The following is a 19,186-nucleotide window of genomic DNA, read 5'->3' as shown; positions in this document are numbered from 1 at the left end:
TTATTTTACAAACAATACAGATTTTAGATTATCCTCTCCATAAATAGGAGCCAATGTTTCTTGATAGGCTTTGTTCATAAATCCATTTTCTGTTAATGTTTGGATTTCTTGATTTAGCCACTCTAATAACTCTTTATCGCCTTTTTTTACAGCAGGAGCAATCACATCTTCATTGCCCATTTTAGTAATCCCAACTTCAAACCCCGGATTTTCTTTTGCCCATGCAAAAACCAAGAGATTATCATGTGCCAATGCCACTCCTCTACCATCTTTGAGTGCCAAAAAACTTTCTGTATTTTGATCATATTTCAAAAGCTCAATTTCTGGATGATTTTTGCTAAAATAAAAGTCCGCTGTTGTGCCTTTATTGACAATTAGTTTTTTTCCTTTCAAATCTTCTATTGTCTTAATTTCTCCATTTTTAGAAACAACTCCTAATGCCACTTTCATATATGGTGCTGCAAAATCCACCACAGCTTCCCTCTCTGGAGTTTTTGTAAAGTTTGCCATAATGATATCTACTTTTCCACTTTTAAGAAACTCAACTCGACTAGCGGCTTCCACAAGTTCAAATTTTACTTTATTTTCATCACCCAATAAATCTTTTGCAATTTGTTTGGACAAATACACATCAAAACCATCATTTTTGCCATCTTTATTGATAAAACCAAAAGGTGGTTTATCGCTAAAAACTCCGATAGTAACAACTCCTTTTTGCTTAATAGCCTCAAGAGTATTATTTGAATTTGTTTGTGTCTGACCACAACCAACAAACCATAAACTCAATATTCCCAAAAACATAATAAACAATATTTTTCGCATGATTTTTCCTTAAAAATATTTATCATTTGATTTTTCTTAAATAAATATTAAGAAAGCCCTATTCTATTTAAGAAAAACTTTAATCCATATTTATAATGAAAAAATTTTATTCCATTTTTAAAAAAAGTATAAAAAAGTAACTTTCAATTCCAACACCAAAATAGCAAAATCATCAAAATTCAAAAATATTCAAAAACTTCTTTGCTCTTTGGCTTTTGGGATTAGTAAAAAATTCCTGTGGAGTTGCAATTTCTACAATTTTACCTTTATCAAAAAACACTATTTTATCAGCCACCTTTTGTGCAAATTTCATTTCATGGGTAACCAAAATCATCGTCATTCCTTGCATAGCCAATTCTTTGATTACCTCCAAAACTTCTTTTACCATCTCTGGATCTAAAGAAGCAGTAACCTCATCAAAAAGCATAATTTCTGGATTCATACACAAAGCCCTTACAATTGCCACCCTTTGCTTTTGTCCTCCACTAAGTTCTTTAGGATAAGCATCTTTTTTGTGCTCCAACCCCACACGATTTAAAAGCTTAATAGCCTGTGATATAGCCTCATCTTTGCTTCGTTTTTGCACCTTTGTAGGTGCCAAAATGATATTTTCTAACACACTTAAATGAGGGAAAAGCTCATAATTTTGAAATACCATTCCGATTTTTTGGCGAATATTCCTCCAATCTGTTTTATTTTGGTGAATATCCTTTTGCTTAAAAATAATTTTGCCTTCATTGATATTCTCCAATCCATTAATACAACGCAAAAAAGTGCTTTTTCCACAACCACTAGGACCCAAAATTGCACACACTTCCCCCTTTTTTATCTCCAAAGAAACGCCATCTAAAACCAAAGTATTACCAAACTTTTTTACAATCTCTTGAACTTCCAATAAAACTTCATTTTCAATATGATTTGACATAATATTTCCTTTTTTATGCAAGCTTTCTTTCTAAATGCTGACTAAAAAGCGATAAGGGATAACACAACATAAAATACAAAGCAAAAATTCCACCATAAACCCAAAAACTTGCTTGCGGGTAGCTAATGAGATTAACTTCTATGATTTGCTGCCCAACTTTCAGCATATCACTCACCCCTATAAGTGCTGCTAGAGAGGTTGTTTTGATCATTCTTGTAAAAAGATTCACCAAAGGAGGTAATAAACGCCTAAAACTTTGTGGCAAAATAATAAAAATCTGTATTTGCATTTCACTCAATCCCAAAGCCCTTCCACTCTCGCTTTGATGCTTAGGCAAGCTTGAAATCGCTCCTCTTACCAAATCGCCCATTTCTGCAATACCCCACAAACTAAAAACCAAAATACACGCCCAGATTCCATTAAGGTTCAAAAAAGATGAAAATCCAAAATACACAATAAAAAGCCAAGCCAAAATAGGAATAATACGAATAGTCTCCAAATAAAAACGGCATATAAAATTTAAAATTTTATTTGGCAAAGTCATCAAATATCCCAAAACAAATCCAAAAATACAAGAGAAAAAAATCGCAATAAACGCGATTTGAAAAGTTACCAAAACCCCTTGTAATAAACGCATAATATTTTGCGTATCAAAGAGAATTTCCATTATACTATTTTCCTTTTATAGTATTTTTCCAAAAATAAAAAAAACAATGAAAGTGGCAAAAGCACCACCAAATAGCATAAAACAAGCAGCAAAAGAGTTTCGCTTGTTTTATAATAGCTCCCAATTAAATCTTTAGTTACATACAAAATATCTGCCAATGCAATTGCACTTACCACTGAAGTTTCTTTTAATAAAAAAATAACATTTGCACCAATATAAGGAAGGCTTATCACCAAACTTTGTGGCAAAATCACATAAAATACCAATTGCATTTCGCTCAATCCCAAGCTTCTCCCCGATTCTAATTGAATCTTCCCCACAGATTCTAACCCTGCACGAAAAGATTCCGCCATATAACTTCCACCCAAAAACACCACTCCAATTAACGCACAAGTATAGCTCTCAAGGTGCAATCCCACTTGCGGCAATCCATAATATAAAAAAAAGAGTTGTATAAGCAAAGGGGTATTTCTGGATAACTCTATATAAGCTTGACACAAAGTGCTTAAAAATCGCAGTTTATAAAACTGCACCACCGCTATGCAAAACCCAAGCACGATAGAAAATAAGATTCCAAAAAAAGACAAATGCAAAGTTAGCCATAAAGCATCTATAAAAGTTGGGATAGCATTTTTAATAAATTCAATATCTAAACCAAAAAATAAAGAAGTCAATAAAATCCTTAAAAAACAACAAAATAAAATTTATTTCAATCAAAGATTATACAAAAAAGATAATTAATTTTTTCACATATTTAAGTCTGTTTTGCTACAATTTCACATTTAATTTTACATTCTATGAAATTTTTAGGGAGTGTTCTTATGGTTTATTATTATGTCAAGATTTTTCACATCATTTCTTTTGTAAGCTGGATGGCAATGCTTTTTTATCTACCGCGTCTTTTTGTATATCATGCAGAACATAAGGATAATAAAGGCTTTTGCGAGGTTGTTAAGATTCAAGAAGAAAAGCTTTATAATTTTATTGGCTATCCTGCAATTATTTGCACTCTACTCTCAGGAATTTGGCTAATAGCTCTCCAACCAAGTTTGCTTACAGAAGGCGGCTGGCTACATGCTAAAATCTTATTAGTGATTATTTTAATAGCTTACCATTTTAGCCTTTTTTATTATCTAAAAGCCTTTAAAAATGATAATTGCCATAAAAATGGGAAATTCTTTAGAATCTACAATGAAGTTCCTACAATTGCTTTAATTCTCATTAGCATTTTAGTAATTCTAAAGCCATTCTAATCCAAAGGTTTTCACAATGAAAAATAAAAAATTATGGGGTGGCAGATTCCAGGAAAATGCCTCTGAAATTTTAGAGCGTTTTAATGCCTCTTTGCCATTTGACAAAAAACTTTACAAGCAAGATATTCTAGGCTCCAAAACTCACGCCAAAATGCTTAGCCATTGTGGAATCTTAACTCAAGAAGAATCCCAAAAAATCTGTGAAGGATTAGAGCAAATTCAAGAAGAAATAGAAAATGAAAAATTCATCTTTGATATTAGCGATGAAGATATTCATATGGCAATAGAAAAAAGACTAATAGAAATTATCGGAGAAGTAGGCAAAAAACTCCACACAGCAAGAAGCCGAAATGATCAAGTTGCATTGGATTTTAGACTTTTTGTGCTCAATTCAAACCAAAAAATTCGCTCCTTGCTTTTGACGCTTATCCAAACTCTACTTGAAATTGCAAAACTTCACACAAAAACAATATTACCCGGAATGACTCATCTCCAACATGCACAACCTGTGAATTTTGGATTTTTAATGTGTGCGTATATCTGTATGTTTATGCGCGATTTTGAACGCCTTGAAAGCTCTTTTAAGAGGAATAATTATTGCCCCCTAGGAAGTGCAGCATTAGCAGGAACACCTTATCAAACAGATAGGTTTTATACTTCAAAAGCTTTGGGATTCACTGCCCCCACACTCAATGCCACAGATAGTGTTAGTGATAGGGATTTTGCATTGGACTTTCTCTATGATTCAAGCCTCATTGCTATGCACATTTCAAGAATGGCAGAAGAGCTTGTTTTGTGGAGTAGCTATGAGTTTAGGTTTATTACTCTAAGCGATGCATATTCCACAGGAAGCTCTATTATGCCCCAAAAGAAAAATCCAGATGTCCCAGAACTACTTAGAGGCAAAAGCGGTAGAGTTTATGGGAATCTTTTTAGTCTTCTAACGACAATGAAGGGCTTACCTCTTGCTTACAATAAAGATACACAAGAGGATAAAGAGGGCGTTTTTGACAGCTTTGAGACTTTGGAGATTTCACTAAGAATCTTAAATGACTTGCTAAAAACCATGCAAATAAATCCCAAAGAAATGCAAAAAGCTTGCCAAAAAGGGCATTTAACTGCTACGGATTTGGCGGATTTTTTGGTGCAAAACTGCAATATTCCTTTTAGAGAAGCACACCATATTACCGGCAAAGCTGTCGCTTATGCAGAAAGCCTCAATAAAGACTTAAGTCAATTAAGCATACAAGAGCTTTGCAGTGTGGATTCCAAAATTCCACAAGAAGCCCATAAATCCCTTGATTTAATGGCTTCGATGAATAGTCGCAATTCCTATGGAGGCACTTCCACACAAGCTACACAAGCCCAGATTGAAAGCCTAGAAGCATGGCTAGAACTTGCAAAATTATCCCTAAAGAGACAAAATGAACAATAAACAACAAAAAATCATCTCAATGTTTGATGAAATTGCTAGCAGTTATGATTTGGCAAATCGCGTAATGAGTTGTGGAATTGATATTTCTTGGCGAAAAAAAGCTTGCAATCTTGCATTCAAAAATCTACCAAAAGATTCTTTAAATTCCCTCAATATCCTTGATGTCGCTTGTGGGACAGGCGATATGATAAGCCATTGGCAAAAAAACGCTAATGGAGTTAAGATTCACAAAATCATTGGTGCAGACCCAAGCAGTGGAATGCTAGAAGTGGCTCAAAAAAAATTCCCCCATATCCATTTTATGCAATGTGAAGCAACTAATTTGCCATTCCAAAACAACGAATTTGATATTCTCTCTATTGCCTATGGAATCCGCAATGTGGTAGAACGCAAAAAAGCACTAGAAGAATTTGCAAGAGTGTTAAAAAAAGATGGGATTTTAGTAATTTTGGAATTTACAAAGTGTGAAAATCCCGGAATCTTAGAGCAATTTATGGGATTTTACACCAAAAACATTTTACCCTTTGTGGGCGGAATTATCTCCAAAAACTATCGTGCTTACAAATATTTGCCCGATTCTATTGAAGAATTTTTGACTGCAAAGAAGCTCAATTTAGAACTTCAAGAAAGCGGCTTTGAACCCCTCTATACAAAATCTTTTTCGGCAAATGTCTGCACGCTTTTTGTGGCAAAATGCCTCAATTAAAAATTAAGATAAATCTTCTTATCTTAATTTCCACAAATCTCCAAATTTCTTATCCCATTCCCTAGGTGTAAAAATTCCTTTTCCAGCCTCTGGAGCAAAAGTCAATTCACCAATGATAAAACATTCTCTAAAATGATACATATCAATACGAATCATTGCGAAATCTTCACTCAATATTCTTGCAACCTCTTTCATTTCCTCAAAATGCTTTGGCTTTGGTATTTCCTCCAAACAATTTCTATAGCAATAAGAAAAAGACATTTTCTCCCACTTATCATTAAATATCGTTCGTGTGTGATTGGTAAATCTATCCCTATCTACTTGCACAAAAATTTCTTTTCCAAAACAATGGAATTTATAATCATCAGGGATTTCAAAACTTTGCAATGTTTGTTTAAAATTATTCTTGCTACTCTTACTTGCATTATCTTTAAATCTACCCAACAATTCTTCTGCAAATAACCAAGGCTCTATATCTTTGTAATGGTATTCCCTAAAACGGGAGTAATAATTTGTTTTTAAATGCCTGGTAAGTTTTTCCATAGCTTTTTTAAATACTTTGCTATCTTTCAAAAACTCATTTTTGTCTGGAACAATCCACTACCCTACCACTATCATGATTAGTTTTTAACACAAAAGAATCAGGCAAAACACTAAAATCTATCTCATCAACATTTTTATAAATAGCATAAAGCTTTGGCAAAAAAGGACAAGAATTTGTTTCAAAAAGCAATTGCCTCAAAGAATTAAGAGGCTGAAATAAAAGTGACGGATAAGATTCTAAAAATATCTTAGATTGTGTTAAATCTTGAGGGGCTTGTGAAAATGGATTATTATTTATAGAATTATTGCCCCCCCCCCCCCACCAATTAAAGCTTTAGCTAGAGAATAATTGTGAAGTTTCATTGCAATATAAATTCTTGCTTTAAGTTTATCTGCCAATGCGGTATAGATAGGATTTCTATCATAAAGGATTCTATGAATCATTTTCTCATTGAAAGTTTGAGGATTTTTAAAATCTGGAGTATAGCCAAAAATGCGTTTATGTTGTTGCTTGAAAAACTCCTCATCTGATAACTTCGCATTTTTATACTTTCTATAATGCTTCAAAAAAAGATTATAATAAACTTTTCTATATAACCTTGCTTTCAAATGACTAAAAAATTCATCAAAAGACATCTTTATTTTTCTCCTTCATTCTAAATTGTGTTGCATTTTATCATAAACACTCTTTGCCAAGTCTTTAGATAAGATCTTCTCTAGCTCATCTAAACTTGCTTTTTTAATCCCTTCAAAACTTCCAAAATAAGCCAATAATCTTTTTTGTATCGCCTTACCTACACCCTTGACTTCCAAAACTTTACTTTGCTGCATTGTTTTTTGCTTTTGTTTTTGATGGAATGTGATAGCAAACCGATGCGCTTCATCTCTCAATTTCTGCAAAAACTGCAATCGCTTATCACTGCTCTTTAAGCGATATTCCTGCCCTTTTTCATCACGCAAAATATCTAATGCCGCCCCTTTTGCCCTATGGGCTTTAGAATCTAGCTTCTCTTTAGAGATTCCCACCACCTCCAAATTCACTCCCGCACTATTTAGCAAATCTTTTGCAAGATTAATTTGCCCAACTCCCCCATCAAGCACCCACAAATCCGGTGGAACTTCTTCTTTGAACTTCTCAATGCGTCTTTGCAGCATTTCCTTCATTTGCGAATATTCATCGCTCCCCTCTAGCAAATAATGCCGATAAGATTCTTTGATAAACCTCTCATCATAAACAACCATAGCCCCCACACACTGCTTGCCTCTATGGTGTGAAGTATCAAAAATCTCGATTCTATAAGGCATATTTTGTAGCCCAAAAAGTTTTTGAATATCAAGCAGTATTTCCTCACTAGCAGTAAGGTTTAGATTTAAGCTTTCTTTAGCATTTTTCAAAGCAAGGTTACAAAGCTGTTTTTTGTCTCCACTTTTTGGACAATGAATTGGAATCTTTTTGTGCAATTTCTGATACAAAAATTGCTCCAACTCATCTTTTTTTTCTTTTAAGTCATAAGGAATAAGAATCTGTTTTGGTTTAATTAAAATTTCACCACTATAATAATTAATCAAACTTTGCGTATAAATTTCCTCAATGTTTAATTCATATTGACTCTTAATTACATTGCTTGCACTAGAAACCACCCTACCCCCACGCACAAAAAACTTAACCAAAACGCCTTTATTCCCCTCAATCTCCAATGCAAAAATATCCAAGTCCTCCATTCTTGCAAAATCCACGCCCGATAAAGGACTAATTTGCTTGATTTTTGCAATTCTATCGCGTAGCACCATTGCTTCCTCAAACCGCAAATTTTCTGATAAAAATTGCATTTTTTTATCCAAAATGGCTAAAATTTTTTTGGGATTTTGGATACATTCTAGGGCTTGTTCTAAAATTTTCCTATAATCCTCTTTGCTTATTTTGCCCTCACAAGGAGCTAAACATCGTTTAATTTGATAAAAAAGACAAGCTTTTTTGCCTTTGAGACAACTTTCTTTTTGTGCTAAAGGAAAAGTTTCATAAAGAGAATCTAGCAAATCTCTTCCTCCACTTGAATAAGGTCCAAAATAATGAATACTCTGACTTTTAAAAACCTTCCTAGTCAATAAAATACGAGGGTAATCCTCTGAAATATCCACACACAAATAAGGATAAGTCTTATCATCACGCAAAAGAATATTGTATTTTGGCTTTAATTGCTTAATCAAAGAATTTTCCAAAATTAGTGCGTCGTTTTCGTTTTCTACCACAATATAACGCATAGAAGCAATTTGCGAAACCATTTGCGAGATTCTAGCACTCAAATTTGGAGCCACACTAAGATTTGGAGTAAATCTAAAATAACTTTTTATGCGATTTTTGAGATTCTTAGCTTTGCCGATATAAAGCAATCTTCCTTCGCTATCAAAATAATGATACACACCACTTTTATTAGGAAGTTTTTTTAGCGTTGCTGCCAAAGCTTCATTTAATGGCAAAGGTTTGGCTTCTGTCATTATTGATTGCTTTTAATGAGATTTTTAATTCTCTCAAAGATTCCATAAATCTCTTGATTCTTTGCTAGATTGATAAAATCTCCACTAGAAAGCTCCCCATACGAATATTGAGGAATCTCTTGTGAAATCTCTAAAGATTTTTCATAAACATTATGCCCCACAAAAGCCTTCAAATTTTGTATTTCTAAGAGTTTTTCTTTTTCTTTTTGGTATTGCTTTAATAACTGCTTTATAATTGTTAGTTTATAATCAAATTCTTGCTTAAAGCAGGGGTGTTTCAAAACAAAAAAAAGCGTGTGGTTTTTGAAATAAAAAAACTTAATCCCATTACGCACACTCAAAGGCAACATTGTGATAAAATGCTGAATTTGTTGATTTAAGTAAATTTTTTCATAGCAAGGATCACTAAAGAGATGAGACAAAACTTCAGATACTTTTTTCATTTGGCAATTATAGCATATCTTGGAATTTTTACACTAACTGGCTGCGGATTTAAAGATGACCCTTTCAATCCCAAAAGTGAGCAAACACAATAAGGATTCTTATGCAATATGATGTTATTATTGTAGGGGCTGGGATTGCTGGTTTGTATGCAGCATTGAATCTCCCTAAAAATCTCAAAGTTCTTATTCTTTGCAAAGATCAACCTTGGGAATGCAATACCTTCTATGCACAAGGCGGAATCGCTGTTGCAAAAGACAAAGCAGATATCCCTCTGCACATCAAAGATACACTAAAAGCTGGTGCAGGAATGTGTGATGAAAATGCTGTAACGACACTTAGTCAAGAAAGTTTAGAGGTTTTGGAAGATTTGATTGCCAAAAATACGCCTTTTGATAGAGATGAAAGCGGAAACTTGCTCTTCACCAAAGAAGCCGCACATAGCACTTCAAGAATAATTCATGCTGGTGGAGATTGCACAGGAAGAGTAATCCATAGCCACCTCATCTCGCAAATTACTCATACTTTGTGGAAAAATGCAACCGTTACAGAATTGTTAATCGATGATGATCATTGTTGCGGTGTAAGTGTGCTAACCAAAAGAGGAAATTACAATCTTTATGCAAAAAATGTTATTTTAGCAAGTGGCGGAGTAGGAGCGCTTTTTGAATACCACACAAATGCTTATACCATCTCTAGTGAATTACATGGAATGATTTTAGAAAATGGGCTAAAACTCAAAGATATGGAAATGCTGCAATTTCACCCAACCGTATTTGTCAAAACTCCTCATGCTAGAAAAATGCTTCTTAGTGAGGCATTAAGGGGCGAAGGGGCTTATATTGTAGATTTTTGGGGGAAAAGATTTTTATTTGATTATGACGACAAAGGCGAGCTTGCACCTAGAGATAAGGTAGCGCGTTCTATTTTTGATTATAAACTCAAACTCCAAAAACAATACCCTAATGCAAAATCTGAAGAATTAGAAGTTTATTTAGATTTAAGTAATTTTTCAAAAGATTTTTTCTACCAAAGATTCCCAAATATCGCTAGGAATCTCAATCTTGTAGGCTATGAAGTTCCAAACAACAAAATCCCTATTTCTCCCGCTTTTCATTATTGTATGGGGGGAATTGAAACCAACAAAGATGGCAAAGTTTTGGGCATGCAAAACCTCTATGCTGTTGGCGAATGTGCTTGCACTGGCGTCCATGGAGCCAATCGACTTGCTTCTAATTCACTCTTAGAAGGGCTTGTATTCTCGCGTCGGGCTACACAAGATATTTTAAATAAAAACTTTGATTTTAAAGCAAGAGAATTTCCCCTCCACACACAACCTCTACACAAAGAACAAGATGAAAATCTCAAAGCACTCTTACGCAATCTTATGTGGAATAAAGTAGGCATTATCCGCAAAAAAAGTGGCTTAAATGAAGCTTTAGGTGGAGTAGAAGTAATGCTACAAAGTGGGATAGGCAGACTTTTGAAACTCCGCCTTTTAACTGCAAAAAACATCATACAATCTGCACTCAAAAGAGAAGAATCCATAGGGGCTCATTTCATCCAATGACCCCGCTTTTCAAACTTGCAATATGATTTATTTCATTTTCACACTTTCACTTCAAAAATCAAAATAAAAACATCTAAATTTTTCAAAAACTCTAATTATTTTTTGTATTTTTGTTATAATCTTAGCTACTTTTAAACAAAATCTTTACTTCAAAGGAATACAAAATGCCTCATTCTACTTTGCCACATGACTTCCCAAGAGCCAAAAGCTTCCTCTTTGTCTCTGCCTCTAAAATCGAAAATTTTGAATCAGCTTTTCAAAGTGGTGCTGAAGCAATCATTTTTGACTTAGAAGATTCTGTTACTCCAGAACAAAAACCCACAGGACGCAAAAATATACTTTCATTTAGCAAAGCAAATCCAAACAAAAAATTCTTTATCCGCATTAATGATGCACAAAGCGATTTTTTTACAGAGGATATGGCTTTTTTAAACCAAATGGGGCTAGCAAATCTTTATGGGATAATGCTCCCAAAAGCCGAGCAAAAGGCACATATTGAAGCTGTGCTAAATGCTATTGGAGAAATCCCTTTGATACTTCTTATTGAAAGTGCTTGGGGAGTCCAAAATATCAACCTCACAGCTTCTATGCCTTGCGTAAAACAACTTGCATTTGGCGCATTTGATATGATTTTGGATTTGGGACTTCAAGATGGGGAAGGCAAAGATTTTGCACTCAACTATGTTCGCGTGCAAATCGCTCTAGCAAGTAGAATCTACAATCTTTTGCCTCCAATCAACCGAGTTTTCCCCAACACACGCGATATTTCTAAGCTAAAAGCAAATATGGAATCTGCTTATTCTATGGGTTTTGGAGGCTCTTTGACCTTTTATCCCAATCAAATTACCACCATCAATGCAATCTTTGCACAAGGGGAAGAAAAAATTGAATGGGCAAAAGAAATTTTAAGACTAGCCAAAATCCACAAGGGAGAGCCTTTTAATTTCGAAGGAAATGTAATTGATCTCTCTATGGTTAAAAAAGCACAAGGAATCTTAGGGAGAAAATACTAATTTGCAATAAAGTTCATTTTGCTTTAGACTAGATTTTCTTTATTTTTGTATTTTTCGCCCCACATAGCAAGAGATTCTAAAATCTCTTTCAAGCTTTCCCCTAGTGGCGTTAGGGCATATTCCACCCTTGGTGGGACTTCTGCATAGACTTTACGCGTGAGGATCTTTGCCTCTTCTAGCTCTCGCAAGTTCTGTGTCAAAACTGCTTGTGAAATGGTTTGATTTTTGGTTGCTGAAATACTTTTCTTTAATTCTCCAAAGCGTTTTGTCCCGCTTAATAAATCGCGGATAATGAGGAATTTCCATTTATTGCCGATGAGATTAAGTGTAGTCTCAATCGGACAAGGTGAATGATATTTTGTCATAATAATTCCTTTATGAAGTTATGCTTAGATTCTAGCAAATTTTCATAAAACCTCTCTATGATATTCTAAAATTTTGAAAAATTTTTATCAATAAAACTCTATATTTACACAATAGTATTAAAAATACTACTACATTACAAAATTATTCCTACTTTAATTTTACAACTTACTCTATTATCATTCCAATGTGCTTTTTAAAAGCAAAATTTATTATAAAGGATAGACTATGAAAATAGCAGTTTTGTGCGCAAATGGCAAAGCAGGGAAGTTAATCGTAGAGGAAGCCATAAATAAGGGCTTAGAGGTTAGTGCCTTTGTGCGAGATTCTAGTAAAGCACGATTTGATAGCAAAGTGTGCGTGGTGCAAAAAGATATTTTTACCTTAGAATCTAGCGATTTGCAAGGCTTTGATGTGATAATCGATGCCTTTGGTGAGTGGCAAAATCTTAGCTTACACAAAGCCCATATGGAGCATTTGGTGCAGATTCTATCAGGCAATAGTGCGAAATTCTTAGTAGTGGGCGGTGCAGGTAGTCTGTATATGGATACAAGTCATACAACTATGCTTATGGATACGCCAGATTTCCCAAAAGAATATATCCCCATAGCAAGAGCTGAAACAGAGGGTTTAGCAGTATTACGCAATACACAAGGGCTAAATTGGGTGTATGTCAGCCCACCAGCGGTATTTATCCCAGATGCACCAAAAAGTGGCAAATACAAAATCATCGGCGAAGAATTTAAGGTAAATAGCAAGGGCGAATCTAAGATAAGCTATGCAGACTATGCAATAGCGATGATAGAGATTGCCCTAGATTCTACATATTCTAAGCAGAGGGTTGGCGTGATAGGGCTGTGATAGCCCTACTCAAAGCTATCAAGTAAGATTCTATGGCAAACTTACTCCCAATCTTAGAGATTTTCTAGCATTTTGTTATAGGCAGCTTTGGTGCCATCTCGCACTTTGCTTGCAAGACTAAAAATAATAATCGCCAAAGATGCCACCACAAATCCCGGAATAATCTCATACACACCTGTATCGGCAAAAAGCTGTTTCCAAGCCACCACAACAACCGCACCGCTAATCATTCCAGCAATCGCACCTATTCTTGTCATTCTACTCCAAAAGAGCGAGAAAAGCATTACTGAACCAAAACTTGCTCCAAACCCAGCCCACGCATAAGCCACAATGCTTAGCACACTAGAATTTTTATCCGTGGAGATAACAAAGGCAATAAGTGCCACTACAAGCACTCCGACTTTGCCCAACCTTAATACCATTGCTTCTGAGGCTTCTTGCTTGAAAATCTTTTTGTAAAAATCTTCTGCAATCGTTGAGCTAGAGACAAGCAACTGCGAACTAGCCGTGCTCATAATCGCCGCCAAAATCGCACTAAGCAAGATTCCAGCAATCCAAGGGTTAAATAGCAGTTGGGACATCACAATAAAAATACGCTCGGGATCTTGCAAAGAAAGATTAAATTTATTAACATACGCCACGCCAAGCATACCAATAAAACAAGCAGCAATAAGACAAATCGCCATCCAAGCTATACCGATAAAAGTCGCTGCGGGAATATCTTTAGTTGAGCGGATTGACATAAATCGCACCAAAATATGAGGCTGCCCAAAATACCCAAGCCCCCACGCAAGTGCCGAAATAATCCCCACAAGTGAAACGCCGCTAAGCCAACTTAAACGATCCTTTGCCACAAAAGGAATGTGTTGCCAAGCAGCAAGAAGATTTCCAAGCCTAGCAAAGTCATTAGCCCCCAAAGCCTCACTAAGCCTTTTTGCAAAATCCCTTGAAAATATTGCTGTGCTTAAATCATTGTTAAAAAATGCTTGAATCTGCAAATCCGTTTTGAGCTTTTCATCAAGCTTAGCAGAGCTAATGCTTCTATCTTGCGCTTCATTAAGGCTTTCAATTAGCACTTGTATCTTTGCTTGAGATTCTACGCTTTTGATATTTTTTAAAATATTTGGAATATCATTTTGAATTTGAACGATTTTTTTGCTAGATTCATCCGAATGCGCAATATAAGAAGCCACCTCCTTAAAACTCCCAAGCTGCAAAAACATCACAATTGGCACCACCACAAGTGCCAATATCATCAGCAAACCTTGAATCATATCCGTCCAACAAACCGCCTTATATCCACCCAAAAAGGTGTAAGCCACAATGATAAAAGTCCCAGTAGTAAGGGCATAATCATACCTTATGCCAAAAACTTCCTCAAAAAGTTTCGCCCCACTCACAAGCCCAGATGAAACATAAAAGGTAAAGAAAATAAGAATAACTGCAGCACAAACCACACGCAAAATATGTTTATCATCACTAAATCGCGTCTCAAAATAATCCGGAATAGTCAGCGAATTTGACACCACGCTTGTGTAGATTCTAAGCCTCTTAGCGACAAAAATCCAATTCAAACTCGCCCCAATTGTCAGCCCTATGGCAATATAGCTATCCACAAACCCACTCACATACAATGCCCCGGGCAAACCCATAAGTAGCCACCCACTCATATCTGAAGCTCCAGCACTCAGAGCAGAAACCACAGGACCCATTGAGCGACCACCAAGGAAATAATCCTCGGTGCTTTTATTTTGCCTATAAAAATAAAAACCAATAAATAGCATTAATGCAGAATAAGCAATAAACATCACAGCAATAGGTATATTTATACTCACAACTTCCATTTTTACTCCTTTTAAGCCCTCTTGAATATATTTTTAGATTTCAATCTTTCTTGCAAATACACCAAGAAACTCAAACATTTTCCAAAGCAATTTCTTTCAACCTTCAAACCCCCTCTAAATTTCTTTTATCCTTTACTTCTTAAATCCTGCACCACAAAATCTTCTACATTTACAAAATCAATACAGACTTTCTTCATCAAAACTCAAGCTTTATATATCTTGCAATCCTACACAATGCCTTATTGCATAAATTTATCTTTTTATTTGCAAATTTTATCTCTAAAATAATACCCAAATATCTTAAAATTATTATTTTAAATTAGCCCAAAGTCTGATTTTACTCGCCAAACATTTATAAATTCTCAAAAATTATGTAAAATGGTTTATCTTTTGATTTGCAGGGATTTAAGATTCACGCCTTCGTGTTGCAATAACTGTATTTTTTTCTCTATTCCTCCTGCATAACCCGTCATACTCCCATTTGTACCTACAACCCTATGACAAGGGATAATAATAGAAATAGGATTATGCCCCACTGCCCCACCAACAGCTTGGGCTGACATCGTATCTTTGTGTGCTATTTGTGCTACTTTTTTTGCTATGTCTCCATATGTGATGACTTCTCCATAAGGAATTTGACATAGTATATTCCACACATTTGTGGCAAACACACTTCCATTAGGTGCCAAGTCTAATTCAAAAGTATGAGGCTGTTCTCCATTAAAATACCTGTCTAACCATATTTTAGTTTGCAATAAGATAGGTTCATCGTCTTTTTCTTGTGTAGATTCCTTAAGATTTCCTAAATAATATTTCTGCCCTTCTATCCAAGAACCTATAAGCTTATTATCTTTGCTTGCTAAAAGTATTGTACCAATAGGACTTTGGTAAAAAGTAGTATATACCATGATTTTTCCTTCAATTCTTAAAAAATATGTTTGAATCTTGCGGTGTGTTATCCTTGATTTTTTAGTCTAAATTACGAAAAACCCCAAAAGATAAGACAATCTAAAACTCTTAATTTTTCACCACACATTAGCTTATCGCACAAATCCAAAATATAAATATAGCAAACCTATCTTATAGTAATCAAAAACTACATCATTTAAAATATTTTAAAAAACCTAAATTATATCAAAAACAATAAAGTAATGGTTTGAAGCTTCGGTTCTTTTAAATCTTTCTATGCTAAAATGTTTCATCATCAATATTTTCAACACTAGAAGTTTTAGTCCCTTTTTAAATCTTTCTATGCTAAAATCGTCGCTATACTGATGGAGTTGAGAGTTCAGTTTTAGTCCCTTTTTAAATCTTTCTATGCTAAAATAAATGCTTTATGCTCACCAGCTGGAACCTCGTTTTAGTCCCTTTTTAAATCTTTCTATGCTAAAATAAATTCTCTTTGAATAAATTCCTCATACCGGTTTTAGTCCCTTTTTAAATCTTTCTATGCTAAAATAAATTCTCTTTGAATAAATTCCTCATAACGGTTTTAGTCCCTTTTTAAATCTTTCTATGCTAAAATTAGAAACGGGAACTTTTCCAACAAGACAATGTTTTAGTCCCTTTTTAAATCTTTCTATGCTAAAATAAAGAGACTTAATTGTTTCTGAAATGTGCGGTTTTAGTCCCTTTTTAAATCTTTCTATGCTAAAATAGAATTGATATGAATTGTGCGTCCAATTGTGTTTTAGTCCCTTTTTAAATCTTTCTATGCTAAAATGCAGTTTCCGGAGTCGTAGCACCAACAGGAGTTTTAGTCCCTTTTTAAATCTTTCTATGCTAAAATCCACGCTCATAAACATTACTTACAACATCGGTTTTAGTCCCTTTTTAAATCTTTCTATGCTAAAATCATTCTCAAGCATAATTAAAAAACTATGATGTTTTAGTCCCTTTTTAAATCTTTCTATGCTAAAATGTCAGCATTAACAGGACTATCGTCGCTGTCGTTTTAGTCCCTTTTTAAATCTTTCTATGCTAAAATTTTAAGGAAACGACCAAGATATCGTTTGTGGTTTTAGTCCCTTTTTAAATCTTTCTATGCTAAAATTTTAAGGAAACGACCAAGATATCGTTTGTGGTTTTAGTCCCTTTTTAAATCTTTCTATGCTAAAATTCTCTTGAAATAGGTTTTTGAACATCAACAGTTTTAGTCCCTTTTTAAATCTTTCTATGCTAAAATTGGGTCAGCGTCCTATTGTATCAGGTCTTGGTTTTAGTCCCTTTTTAAATCTTTCTATGCTAAAATTTTAAGGAAACGACCAAGATAGCGCTTGTGGTTTTAGTCCCTTTTTAAATCTTTCTATGCTAAAATAAAGGTTTATGATAGCGATATTCTTGGTATGTTTTAGTCCCTTTTTAAATCTTTCTATGCTAAAATTTCTTGCGAAGAACGCTCGATTTCTTTTTCGTTTTAGTCCCTTTTTAAATCTTTCTATGCTAAAATAAGGATTCTAAAACAAATACTGATATTCTTGTTTTAGTCCCTTTTTAAATCTTTCTATGCTAAAATAGAGTTGGAAGCCCTCCTCAATGTTCTTTAGTTTTAGTCCCTTTTTAAATCTTTCTATGCTAAAATAGACCAAAAAATTGGGATTTTATGCTACAATAGCAAAAGAAGATTTAAAAAGGGACTAAAATAAACCTACCTAGTATTTCTTGGCAGTACTAGGAGTAAAGGTGCAGGGTGTGAGATTAAAAACCTCCAAAAATCCCTTTTTGCCAAGACTTTTTTACTTTATATTACATAATACTTTTCACATTTTATTGTTTTTTATATTCCCTATATTGTTACTATTCTACACATATTATCCTAAGTAGCGCACCATTCTATCTTCAAAACTCAAATAAACTTCCTTGTATATTTCTTGTTTTCTTTGATTTTGTTTGCAACAACTTCTCTTCATCGCTATCTTTATCATTATCCGCATACACATACTCTCCCTTTTTCTCATCAAACCCAAAAAGCACGAGATTTTTTGGATCATTCATCATCTCATTGAATCCCACCCCACCTAGCAAAATCTCCATAGAATCAAACTGCTTCTCTGTGATGATAAGACAGCGGATACTCCCCCTTGGCGGGACAAACTTCCTCACATTATTGATAGCGGCTTTTGCAGATGCACTACCCTTACAGATTCGCATATACACGCTAAATTGCATCATAAAAAAGCCAAGCTTAATAAGATTATTACGAAACTTCGTGCCTGTCTGCCTATCTTTCTTAGTCTTAGTAGGCAAATCAAACATCACCAGCACCCGCATAAACTTATCCTCCACCATACCCTACTCCATACAAACCACCACCAATGGTTGCCCATACAACAAAGCATTTTTAAACCGCTGCACATAGTGGTTTATCGCTCGACTTAGCGGGAAACTCTGCTCTCCCACCTTTGCCTCACTTTGTAGATTCTCAATGAGTGCCCTTTTGTCCTCTTTAGTCATAGTCTCTAGATAGCTTTTAGAATCTAACTCGCTCAAATCACACACCACCGCATAATCGCCATCTTTACCCCTAGATTCCAAAAGCCCAAGCACACATCTATCCACAAAAGGACGAAACACCTCGATAATGTCATCACAGAGATTGAATTGATTAAACTGATTACTATGCTTTATCCCACTCCAAGTGAGTAGCCCACTCATACACACACTACGGATTACACAGCTCCGCACGATAGCATAGCCATAATCTAGCAAGGCATTGTGAATCTTGTGTTTGGCTTTGCGTGAAAACCCTATCCCAAAAAGCGTCTTAAAATACAATGCTGCCGCCTTCGCCTCGACATTACTAGCATCATCTGCCTCTACTTTTTCACACATTCTCGCCAACTCCGTTGCTTCTGTGATATAGCCACAAGATTGCAGCACAGAAGCTTGATTATGTATTTTATTTTGCACGATTTGCTGCCAAAGCTTTGCCTTAGATTCTGTGCTCACAGCGATTTGCTCTCTTGCCACTTGTGCATTGGCAAAATGCCCCAAAAATGGTGTGAAAACTCCATTGATAGCATGTGTCCTATCACAGGTAAGCACCAGCACTTTAGATTCTGCTAATGCACTCAAAAGTGCTTGGGTAATCGTGATTTGAGGGCTTTCTAGCACCACACAATGCAAATCCTTGATATAGAGTTTTGCCACCTCATCATTTCCCGCTATTACCAAATGATTATCTTGCAGGCTAAGTTTTGCTCTACTTGATATGATGACATTTTTAAATGCCTCATCATAGCCCATTG

20 protein-coding genes and 1 CRISPR repeat array are annotated in these 19,186 nt (G+C 34.9%); of the genes, 6 read left to right on the top strand and 14 right to left on the bottom strand.

Features of this window, described 5'->3' with window-relative positions; all coding sequences use genetic code 11:
* The 4 genes from EL247_RS03645 to EL247_RS03630 form a co-directional block, all read right to left on the bottom strand.
* The gene (locus EL247_RS03645) at positions 1 to 822 is read right to left on the bottom strand and encodes a cysteine ABC transporter substrate-binding protein (RefSeq protein WP_005022826.1); all 822 of its coding nucleotides are present in this window, start codon (positions 820 to 822) and stop codon (positions 1 to 3) included.
* A gap of 172 nt (positions 823 to 994) precedes the next feature.
* A complete protein-coding gene (locus EL247_RS03640; protein WP_005022824.1) occupies positions 995 to 1,747 on the bottom strand; it encodes an amino acid ABC transporter ATP-binding protein in 753 nt (250 codons plus the stop codon).
* Positions 1,748 to 1,760: 13 nt separating this feature from the next.
* The gene (locus tag EL247_RS03635) at positions 1,761 to 2,414 is read right to left on the bottom strand and encodes an amino acid ABC transporter permease (RefSeq protein ID WP_054198457.1); all 654 of its coding nucleotides are present in this window, start codon (positions 2,412 to 2,414) and stop codon (positions 1,761 to 1,763) included.
* Positions 2,414 to 3,088, bottom strand: a complete 675-nt coding sequence (locus EL247_RS03630) for an amino acid ABC transporter permease (protein WP_005022822.1) — start codon at positions 3,086 to 3,088, stop codon at positions 2,414 to 2,416. The genes EL247_RS03635 and EL247_RS03630 overlap by 1 nt, the downstream gene beginning before the upstream one ends.
* 147 nt (positions 3,089 to 3,235) lie before the next feature.
* On the opposite strand from EL247_RS03630, the gene hemJ reads away from it, so the two are divergent.
* Genes hemJ through ubiE form a run of 3 tightly spaced genes read left to right on the top strand, consistent with a single transcriptional unit; the run spans position 3,236 to position 5,808 of the window.
* A complete protein-coding gene (gene hemJ, locus EL247_RS03625; protein WP_005022820.1) occupies positions 3,236 to 3,667 on the top strand; it encodes a protoporphyrinogen oxidase HemJ in 432 nt (143 codons plus the stop codon).
* A gap of 16 nt (positions 3,668 to 3,683) precedes the next feature.
* Positions 3,684 to 5,102, top strand: a complete 1,419-nt coding sequence (gene argH, locus EL247_RS03620) for an argininosuccinate lyase (protein ID WP_060663334.1) — start codon at positions 3,684 to 3,686, stop codon at positions 5,100 to 5,102.
* The gene (gene ubiE, locus EL247_RS03615) at positions 5,092 to 5,808 is read left to right on the top strand and encodes a bifunctional demethylmenaquinone methyltransferase/2-methoxy-6-polyprenyl-1,4-benzoquinol methylase UbiE (RefSeq protein WP_104745651.1); all 717 of its coding nucleotides are present in this window, start codon (positions 5,092 to 5,094) and stop codon (positions 5,806 to 5,808) included. Before argH ends, ubiE begins: the two co-directional genes overlap by 11 nt.
* A gap of 18 nt (positions 5,809 to 5,826) precedes the next feature.
* Here ubiE and EL247_RS03610 read toward each other — a convergent pair whose 3' ends face one another.
* The 5 genes from EL247_RS03610 to EL247_RS03595 form a co-directional block, all read right to left on the bottom strand.
* Positions 5,827 to 6,351: an ATP-grasp fold amidoligase family protein gene (locus tag EL247_RS03610; RefSeq protein ID WP_104745708.1), complete on the bottom strand. Its 525-nt coding sequence runs from the start codon at positions 6,349 to 6,351 to the stop codon at positions 5,827 to 5,829.
* 34 nt (positions 6,352 to 6,385) lie between these two features.
* Positions 6,386 to 6,541, bottom strand: a complete 156-nt coding sequence (locus EL247_RS08525; RefSeq protein ID WP_172594047.1) for a hypothetical protein — start codon at positions 6,539 to 6,541, stop codon at positions 6,386 to 6,388.
* Positions 6,542 to 6,645: 104 nt separating this feature from the next.
* Positions 6,646 to 6,987, bottom strand: coding sequence for a hypothetical protein (locus EL247_RS03605; protein ID WP_224757583.1), 342 nt, complete (start codon positions 6,985 to 6,987; stop codon positions 6,646 to 6,648).
* Positions 6,988 to 7,002: 15 nt separating this feature from the next.
* Positions 7,003 to 8,847, bottom strand: coding sequence for an excinuclease ABC subunit UvrC (gene uvrC / locus EL247_RS03600; protein ID WP_104745653.1), 1,845 nt, complete (start codon positions 8,845 to 8,847; stop codon positions 7,003 to 7,005).
* Complete coding sequence (locus EL247_RS03595; RefSeq protein ID WP_104745654.1) at positions 8,847 to 9,290, bottom strand: hypothetical protein; 444 nt, start codon at positions 9,288 to 9,290, stop codon at positions 8,847 to 8,849. Before EL247_RS03595 ends, uvrC begins: the two co-directional genes overlap by 1 nt.
* 101 nt (positions 9,291 to 9,391) lie before the next feature.
* On the opposite strand from EL247_RS03595, the gene EL247_RS03590 reads away from it, so the two are divergent.
* Together EL247_RS03590 and EL247_RS03585 are read left to right on the top strand one after the other, a co-directional pair.
* Positions 9,392 to 10,858: an L-aspartate oxidase gene (locus tag EL247_RS03590; RefSeq protein ID WP_054195739.1), complete on the top strand. Its 1,467-nt coding sequence runs from the start codon at positions 9,392 to 9,394 to the stop codon at positions 10,856 to 10,858.
* A gap of 164 nt (positions 10,859 to 11,022) precedes the next feature.
* Positions 11,023 to 11,871, top strand: coding sequence for an HpcH/HpaI aldolase/citrate lyase family protein (locus tag EL247_RS03585; RefSeq protein WP_104745655.1), 849 nt, complete (start codon positions 11,023 to 11,025; stop codon positions 11,869 to 11,871).
* A 23-nt stretch (positions 11,872 to 11,894) separates the two neighbouring features.
* On the opposite strand, the gene rrpB is transcribed toward EL247_RS03585, so the two are convergent.
* Entirely contained in the window at positions 11,895 to 12,236 is a 342-nt protein-coding gene (gene rrpB, locus EL247_RS03580; RefSeq protein WP_104745656.1) for a MarR family transcription factor RrpB, read from the bottom strand.
* Between the two features lie 226 nt (positions 12,237 to 12,462).
* Between rrpB and EL247_RS03575 the strand changes: the two genes are divergently transcribed.
* Positions 12,463 to 13,095 (top strand): SDR family oxidoreductase, encoded by a 633-nt coding sequence (locus EL247_RS03575; RefSeq protein ID WP_104745657.1) that lies wholly within the window; start codon positions 12,463 to 12,465, stop codon positions 13,093 to 13,095.
* A 53-nt stretch (positions 13,096 to 13,148) separates the two neighbouring features.
* Here the strand turns inward: EL247_RS03575 and EL247_RS03570 are convergent, their stop codons facing one another.
* The 4 genes from EL247_RS03570 to cas1 all read right to left on the bottom strand — a co-directional run bounded on the left by EL247_RS03570 (position 13,149) and on the right by cas1 (position 19,184).
* Positions 13,149 to 14,939: a sodium:solute symporter family transporter gene (locus EL247_RS03570; RefSeq protein WP_104745658.1), complete on the bottom strand. Its 1,791-nt coding sequence runs from the start codon at positions 14,937 to 14,939 to the stop codon at positions 13,149 to 13,151.
* Positions 14,940 to 15,322: 383 nt separating this feature from the next.
* Positions 15,323 to 15,847, bottom strand: coding sequence for a methylated-DNA--[protein]-cysteine S-methyltransferase (locus EL247_RS03565; protein WP_104745659.1), 525 nt, complete (start codon positions 15,845 to 15,847; stop codon positions 15,323 to 15,325).
* 317 nt (positions 15,848 to 16,164) lie between these two features.
* Positions 16,165 to 17,520: direct repeats of the CRISPR family, unit length 36 nt; unit sequence GTTTTAGTCCCTTTTTAAATCTTTCTATGCTAAAAT.
* 257 nt (positions 17,521 to 17,777) lie between these two features.
* Positions 17,778 to 18,227, bottom strand: coding sequence for a CRISPR-associated endonuclease Cas2 (gene cas2 / locus EL247_RS03560; protein ID WP_060663342.1), 450 nt, complete (start codon positions 18,225 to 18,227; stop codon positions 17,778 to 17,780).
* A gap of 3 nt (positions 18,228 to 18,230) precedes the next feature.
* Positions 18,231 to 19,184 carry a type II CRISPR-associated endonuclease Cas1 gene (gene cas1 / locus EL247_RS03555; protein ID WP_060663343.1) on the bottom strand — a complete coding sequence of 318 codons (954 nt, stop codon included), beginning with the start codon at positions 19,182 to 19,184 and terminating at the stop codon, positions 18,231 to 18,233.
* Between the last annotated feature and the right edge of the window lie 2 nt (positions 19,185 to 19,186).

The organism is Helicobacter pullorum, from assembly GCF_900638355.1.
GTDB lineage: Bacteria > Campylobacterota > Campylobacteria > Campylobacterales > Helicobacteraceae > Helicobacter_D > Helicobacter_D pullorum.
Note: the sequence above shows the minus strand (reverse complement) of the source record. Positions and strands in the feature narration are given on the sequence as shown.

Excerpts from the sequence above, each read along its gene's own strand:
- EL247_RS03645 (WP_005022826.1), bottom strand. The coding sequence starts at position 822 with ATGCGAAAAATATTGTTTATTATGTTTTTGGGAATATTGAGTTTATGG.
- EL247_RS03640 (WP_005022824.1), bottom strand. The coding sequence starts at position 1,747 with ATGTCAAATCATATTGAAAATGAAGTTTTATTGGAAGTTCAAGAGATT.
- EL247_RS03635 (WP_054198457.1), bottom strand. The coding sequence starts at position 2,414 with ATGGAAATTCTCTTTGATACGCAAAATATTATGCGTTTATTACAAGGG.
- hemJ (WP_005022820.1), top strand. The coding sequence starts at position 3,236 with ATGGTTTATTATTATGTCAAGATTTTTCACATCATTTCTTTTGTAAGC.
- argH (WP_060663334.1), top strand. The coding sequence starts at position 3,684 with ATGAAAAATAAAAAATTATGGGGTGGCAGATTCCAGGAAAATGCCTCT.
- ubiE (WP_104745651.1), top strand. The coding sequence starts at position 5,092 with ATGAACAATAAACAACAAAAAATCATCTCAATGTTTGATGAAATTGCT.
- EL247_RS03610 (WP_104745708.1), bottom strand. The coding sequence starts at position 6,351 with ATGGAAAAACTTACCAGGCATTTAAAAACAAATTATTACTCCCGTTTT.
- EL247_RS03605 (WP_224757583.1), bottom strand. The coding sequence starts at position 6,987 with ATGTCTTTTGATGAATTTTTTAGTCATTTGAAAGCAAGGTTATATAGA.
- uvrC (WP_104745653.1), bottom strand. The coding sequence starts at position 8,847 with ATGACAGAAGCCAAACCTTTGCCATTAAATGAAGCTTTGGCAGCAACG.
- EL247_RS03595 (WP_104745654.1), bottom strand. The coding sequence starts at position 9,290 with ATGAAAAAAGTATCTGAAGTTTTGTCTCATCTCTTTAGTGATCCTTGC.
- EL247_RS03590 (WP_054195739.1), top strand. The coding sequence starts at position 9,392 with ATGCAATATGATGTTATTATTGTAGGGGCTGGGATTGCTGGTTTGTAT.
- EL247_RS03585 (WP_104745655.1), top strand. The coding sequence starts at position 11,023 with ATGCCTCATTCTACTTTGCCACATGACTTCCCAAGAGCCAAAAGCTTC.
- rrpB (WP_104745656.1), bottom strand. The coding sequence starts at position 12,236 with ATGACAAAATATCATTCACCTTGTCCGATTGAGACTACACTTAATCTC.
- EL247_RS03575 (WP_104745657.1), top strand. The coding sequence starts at position 12,463 with ATGAAAATAGCAGTTTTGTGCGCAAATGGCAAAGCAGGGAAGTTAATC.
- EL247_RS03570 (WP_104745658.1), bottom strand. The coding sequence starts at position 14,939 with ATGGAAGTTGTGAGTATAAATATACCTATTGCTGTGATGTTTATTGCT.
- EL247_RS03565 (WP_104745659.1), bottom strand. The coding sequence starts at position 15,847 with ATGGTATATACTACTTTTTACCAAAGTCCTATTGGTACAATACTTTTA.
- cas2 (WP_060663342.1), bottom strand. The coding sequence starts at position 18,227 with ATGGTGGAGGATAAGTTTATGCGGGTGCTGGTGATGTTTGATTTGCCT.
- cas1 (WP_060663343.1), bottom strand. The coding sequence starts at position 19,184 with ATGGGCTATGATGAGGCATTTAAAAATGTCATCATATCAAGTAGAGCA.